Annotated in this window: 2 tRNA genes and 3 rRNA genes; all 5 read left to right on the top strand. The window is 46.7% G+C overall.

The annotated features are described in order from the left end of the window. The first annotated feature begins 233 nt into the window (after positions 1-233). The 5 genes from H6W52_RS20760 to rrf all read left to right on the top strand — a co-directional run bounded on the left by H6W52_RS20760 (position 234) and on the right by rrf (position 5,418). A 16S ribosomal RNA gene (locus H6W52_RS20760) occupies positions 234-1,750 on the top strand. Between the two features lie 199 nt (positions 1,751-1,949). Then, a tRNA-Ile gene (locus H6W52_RS20755) sits at positions 1,950-2,023 on the top strand. A gap of 83 nt (positions 2,024-2,106) precedes the next feature. Then, positions 2,107-2,183, top strand: a tRNA-Ala gene (locus tag H6W52_RS20750). Positions 2,184-2,355: 172 nt separating this feature from the next. Further along, positions 2,356-5,111, top strand: a 23S ribosomal RNA gene (locus tag H6W52_RS20745). Positions 5,112-5,309: 198 nt separating this feature from the next. Then, positions 5,310-5,418 (top strand): 5S ribosomal RNA (gene rrf / locus H6W52_RS20740). Together the 16S, 23S and 5S rRNA genes with 2 tRNA genes alongside form the textbook arrangement of a ribosomal RNA operon. The last annotated feature ends 45 nt before the right edge of the window (positions 5,419-5,463 follow it).

Raw genomic sequence — 5,463 nt, 5'->3', positions numbered from 1 at the left:
GATTGAGGTTTAGAGAGGAGTTAAGGTTACAGAAAAAACTTTAAAATTTTCTTTCAAAACATTTGGTCAGATGAAAATAAGTTATTACTTTTGCACTCGCAAATACGAAACAAGAACGACAGATACTAAGTTTTGTAGGAAGCGGAAGAAATGAAGATCATTGACATACAATATAACAACCAAGTAAGGAAAAACTAAAGCGTTAAAAAACTTTGAGTGAGTCAGACAAACATACAATGGAGAGTTTGATCCTGGCTCAGGATGAACGCTAGCGGGAGGCCTAACACATGCAAGCCGAGCGGTATTGTTTCTTCGGAAACGAGAGAGCGGCGCACGGGTGCGGAACACGTGTGCAACCTGCCTTTATCTGGGGGATAGCCTTTCGAAAGGAAGATTAATACCCCATAATATTTTGAATGGCATCATTTAAAATTGAAAACTCCGGTGGATAGAGATGGGCACGCGCAAGATTAGATAGTTGGTAGGGTAACGGCCTACCAAGTCAGTGATCTTTAGGGGGCCTGAGAGGGTGATCCCCCACACTGGTACTGAGACACGGACCAGACTCCTACGGGAGGCAGCAGTGAGGAATATTGGACAATGGGTGAGAGCCTGATCCAGCCATCCCGCGTGAAGGACGACGGCCCTATGGGTTGTAAACTTCTTTTGTACAGGGATAAACCTTTCCACGTGTGGAAAGCTGAAGGTACTGTACGAATAAGCACCGGCTAACTCCGTGCCAGCAGCCGCGGTAATACGGAGGGTGCAAGCGTTATCCGGATTTATTGGGTTTAAAGGGTCCGTAGGCGGATCCGTAAGTCAGTGGTGAAATCTCATAGCTTAACTATGAAACTGCCATTGATACTGCGGGTCTTGAGTAAGGTAGAAGTAGCTGGAATAAGTAGTGTAGCGGTGAAATGCATAGATATTACTTAGAACACCAATTGCGAAGGCAGGTTACTATGTCTTAACTGACGCTGATGGACGAAAGCGTGGGGAGCGAACAGGATTAGATACCCTGGTAGTCCACGCCGTAAACGATGCTAACTCGTTTTTGGGCTTTCGGGTTCAGAGACTAAGCGAAAGTGATAAGTTAGCCACCTGGGGAGTACGAACGCAAGTTTGAAACTCAAAGGAATTGACGGGGGCCCGCACAAGCGGTGGATTATGTGGTTTAATTCGATGATACGCGAGGAACCTTACCAAGACTTAAATGGGAATTGATCGGTTTAGAAATAGACCTTCCTTCGGGCAATTTTCAAGGTGCTGCATGGTTGTCGTCAGCTCGTGCCGTGAGGTGTTAGGTTAAGTCCTGCAACGAGCGCAACCCCTGTCACTAGTTGCCATCATTCAGTTGGGGACTCTAGTGAGACTGCCTACGCAAGTAGAGAGGAAGGTGGGGATGACGTCAAATCATCACGGCCCTTACGTCTTGGGCCACACACGTAATACAATGGCCGGTACAGAGGGCAGCTACACAGCGATGTGATGCAAATCTCGAAAGCCGGTCTCAGTTCGGATTGGAGTCTGCAACTCGACTCTATGAAGCTGGAATCGCTAGTAATCGCGCATCAGCCATGGCGCGGTGAATACGTTCCCGGGCCTTGTACACACCGCCCGTCAAGCCATGGAAGTCTGGGGTACCTGAAGTCGGTGACCGTAACAGGAGCTGCCTAGGGTAAAACAGGTAACTAGGGCTAAGTCGTAACAAGGTAGCCGTACCGGAAGGTGCGGCTGGAACATCTCATTTTAGAGCGTTGAAGAACGTTAAACAAAATTAGTGTAGCAATACACAAAGCACTTACTTAAAGAAAAGCTTTAGTTTTTTATTTGGTTGATATATATAAAAAATACAAAACCCACTAGAAATTAGTAAAAGGGAAAGAGATTGAGAAATGAAGAAGGGGAAAAGTATATTACTTATTACTCATCACCCATTACTCATACAAAGTCTCGTAGCTCAGCTGGTTAGAGCGCTACACTGATAATGTAGAGGTCGGCAGTTCGAGCCTGCCCGAGACTACTAATTAAGGCGGCTGGCAAATAGCTTATAGCTTATGGCAAAAAAGCCAAAAGCAATTAGCAGGAAGCCAACAGCACCTAGAGGGGGAATTAGCTCAGCTGGCTAGAGCGCCTGCCTTGCACGCAGGAGGTCAAGGGTTCGACTCCCTTATTCTCCACCAATTGGGTTTCAAGTTTAATATTCAAAGTTCCAATAACGGAAGATGAGAGCCATTTTCCATGAACCAAGAACCTTAAACTATGAACTAGAAATAAGATCATTGACATTAACGGTAAAGACATCACAAAGAGAAAACCGAGCACTTATAAGTGCTTGAGTAACCTAAAAATAGGAAAGAAATCGTTAAGGGCGTATGGCGGATGCCTAGGCTTTCAGAGGCGACGAAGGACGTGGTAAGCTGCGAAAAGCTGCGGGGATTGGCACACACGAATTGATCCGCAGATGTCCGAATGGGGCAACCCGGCATGTTGAAGACATGTCACCCAGCAATGGGAGCAAACCCGGAGAACTGAAACATCTAAGTACCCGGAGGAAAAGAAATCGAAGAGATTCCGTAAGTAGTGGCGAGCGAAAGCGGATTAGCCCAAAAGTCTTTATATATTTAGAAGAATGTTCTGGAAAGAACAGCCATAGACGGTGATAGCCCGGTATTCGAAAGGTATACATAGATGATAAATGAGTAGGGCGGGACACGTGAAATCCTGTCTGAATATGGGGGGACCATCCTCCAAGGCTAAATACTCCTGAAAGACCGATAGTGAACAAGTACTGTGAAGGAAAGGTGAAAAGCACTTCGAATAGAAGGGTGAAATAGAACCTGAAACCGTACGCCTACAAGCGGTCGGAGCAGATTAATTCTGTGACGGCGTGCCTTTTGCATAATGAGCCTACGAGTTAATTTTACTAGCGAGGTTAAGGTATTAAGTACCGGAGCCGGAGCGAAAGCGAGTCTGAATAGGGCGCATAGTTAGTAGGATTAGACGCGAAACCTTGTGATCTACCCATGGGCAGGTTGAAGCTTTGGTAACACAAAGTGGAGGACCGAACCGGTTGACGTTGAAAAGTCTTCGGATGACCTGTGGGTAGGGGTGAAAGGCCAATCAAACTGGGAGATAGCTCGTACTCTCCGAAATGCATTTAGGTGCAGCGTCGTATATAAGTTTATTAGAGGTAGAGCTACTGATTGGATGCGGGGGTTTCACCGCCTACCAATTCCTGACAAACTCCGAATGCTAATAAATGTTCTACGGCAGTGAGGGCATGGGTGCTAAGGTCCATGTCCGAGAGGGAAAGAACCCAGACCAACAGCTAAGGTCCCCAAATTTCTGTTAAGTTGAAGCAACGCGGTTGGACTGCATTGACAGCTAGGATGTTGGCTTGGAAGCAGCCATTCATTTAAAGAGTGCGTAACAGCTCACTAGTCGAGCGGTCCGGCATGGATAATAATCGGGCATAAACAGAATACCGAAGCTATGGATTTATAATTAATTATATCTGGTAGGAGAGCATTCTATCGGCGCTGAAGCAGTATCGTGAGGTATTGTGGAGCTTATAGAAAAGAAAATGTAGGCATAAGTAACGATAAAGGGGGCGAGAAACCCCCTCACCGAAAGACTAAGGTTTCCTCAGCCATGCTAATCAGCTGAGGGTTAGTCGGGACCTAACGCGAACCCGAAAGGGGTAGTGGATGGACAATGGGTTAATATTCCCATACTTGCTCACACTAAAAAGGGGACGGTTCGATGTAGCTATTGAAGACGGACGGAAGTGTCAAGGCTTAGCCTTCGGGCGAAGCTGTTATAGTGTAATCGGATCCAAGAAAAGCCGAAGTGAAGCAACCCGTACCAAAACCGACACAGGTGGTCGAGGAGAGAATCCTAAGGTGCTCGAGTGAGTCGTGGCTAAGGAACTAGGCAAAATAGTCTCGTAACTTCGGAAGAAGAGACGCCAACAGCAATGTTGGCCGCAGTGAAGAGGCCCAGGCGACTGTTTATCAAAAACACAGGACTCTGCTAAATCGAAAGATGCTGTATAGGGTCTGACACCTGCCCGGTGCTGGAAGGTTAAGGAAGGGCGTTAGCGTAAGCGAAGCGTTTGACTGAAGCCCCAGTAAACGGCGGCCGTAACTATAACGGTCCTAAGGTAGCGAAATTCCTTGTCGGGTAAGTTCCGACCTGCACGAATGGTGTAACGATCTGGGCACTGTCTCAGCCACGAGCTCGGTGAAATTGTAGTATCGGTGAAGATGCCGATTACCCGCAATGGGACGAAAAGACCCTGTGAACCTTTACTATAACTTCGTATTGACTTTGAGTAAGTAATGTGTAGGATAGGTGGGAGGCTTTGAAGCAGGCACGCTAGTGTTTGTGGAGCCGACGTTGAAATACCACCCTTTACTTACTTGGAGCCTAACTTCTTTAGAGAAGGACATTGCGTGGTGGGTAGTTTGACTGGGGTGGTCGCCTCCAAAAGAGTAACGGAGGCTTTCAAAGGTACCCTCAGCACGCTTGGTAACCGTGCGTAGAGTGTAATGGCATAAGGGTGCTTGACTGTGAGACCCACAAGTCGATCAGGTGCGAAAGCAGGACATAGTGATCCGGTGGTTCCGTATGGAAGGGCCATCGCTCATAGGATAAAAGGTACTCCGGGGATAACAGGCTAGTCTCCCCCAAGAGCTCACATCGACGGGGAGGTTCGGCACCTCGATGTCGGCTCGTCACATCCTGGGGCTGGAGAAGGTCCCAAGGGTTGGGCTGTTCGCCCATTAAAGTGGCACGCGAGCTGGGTTCAGAACGTCGTGAGACAGTTCGGTCTCTATCTATTGCGGGCGTTAGATGTTTGAGAGGGCTTGATTCTAGTACGAGAGGACCGAATTGAACAAACCTCTGGTGTATCAGTTGTACCGCCAGGTGCACCGCTGAGTAGCTATGTTTGGAAGAGATAAGCACTGAAAGCATATAAGTGCGAAACTCGCCTCAAGATGAGACATCTTTTAAGGGTCGTGGGAGATGACCACGTTGATAGGCTACAGGTGTAAAGTTGGTAACAGCATAGCCGAGTAGTACTAATTACCCGTAGATTTATAGCCTATTCATAAGTAATGAGTAATAGGTAATGAGCAATCATGCTTATCATAACTTAGCTTAAGTATTTATAAGTGCAACACTGGTTTTGCCTTTGTGATGAAATTTACCGATAAAAACGGTTCAAGGTTCGATATTTAAGATTCAGGGTTAAAAACTTTGAACATTAAACTGAAAAAAACCTTAAACCTATATACAACCTTTAGGGTGGTTTTAGCGGTGGGGCTCACCTGTTCCCATTCCGAACACAGAAGTTAAGCCCACCAGCGCCGATGGTACTGCGACAAGCGGGAGAGTAGGTCGCCGCCAGTTTTTATTTAAAAGTCTCATAGAAATTAATCTATGAGACTTTTTTTT

The sequence above is a fragment of the Chryseobacterium sp. C2(2020) genome (assembly GCF_014218915.1).
Classification (GTDB): Bacteria; Bacteroidota; Bacteroidia; order Flavobacteriales; family Weeksellaceae; genus Chryseobacterium; species Chryseobacterium mucoviscidosis.
This window is presented reverse-complemented; position numbering and strand designations above follow the sequence as displayed.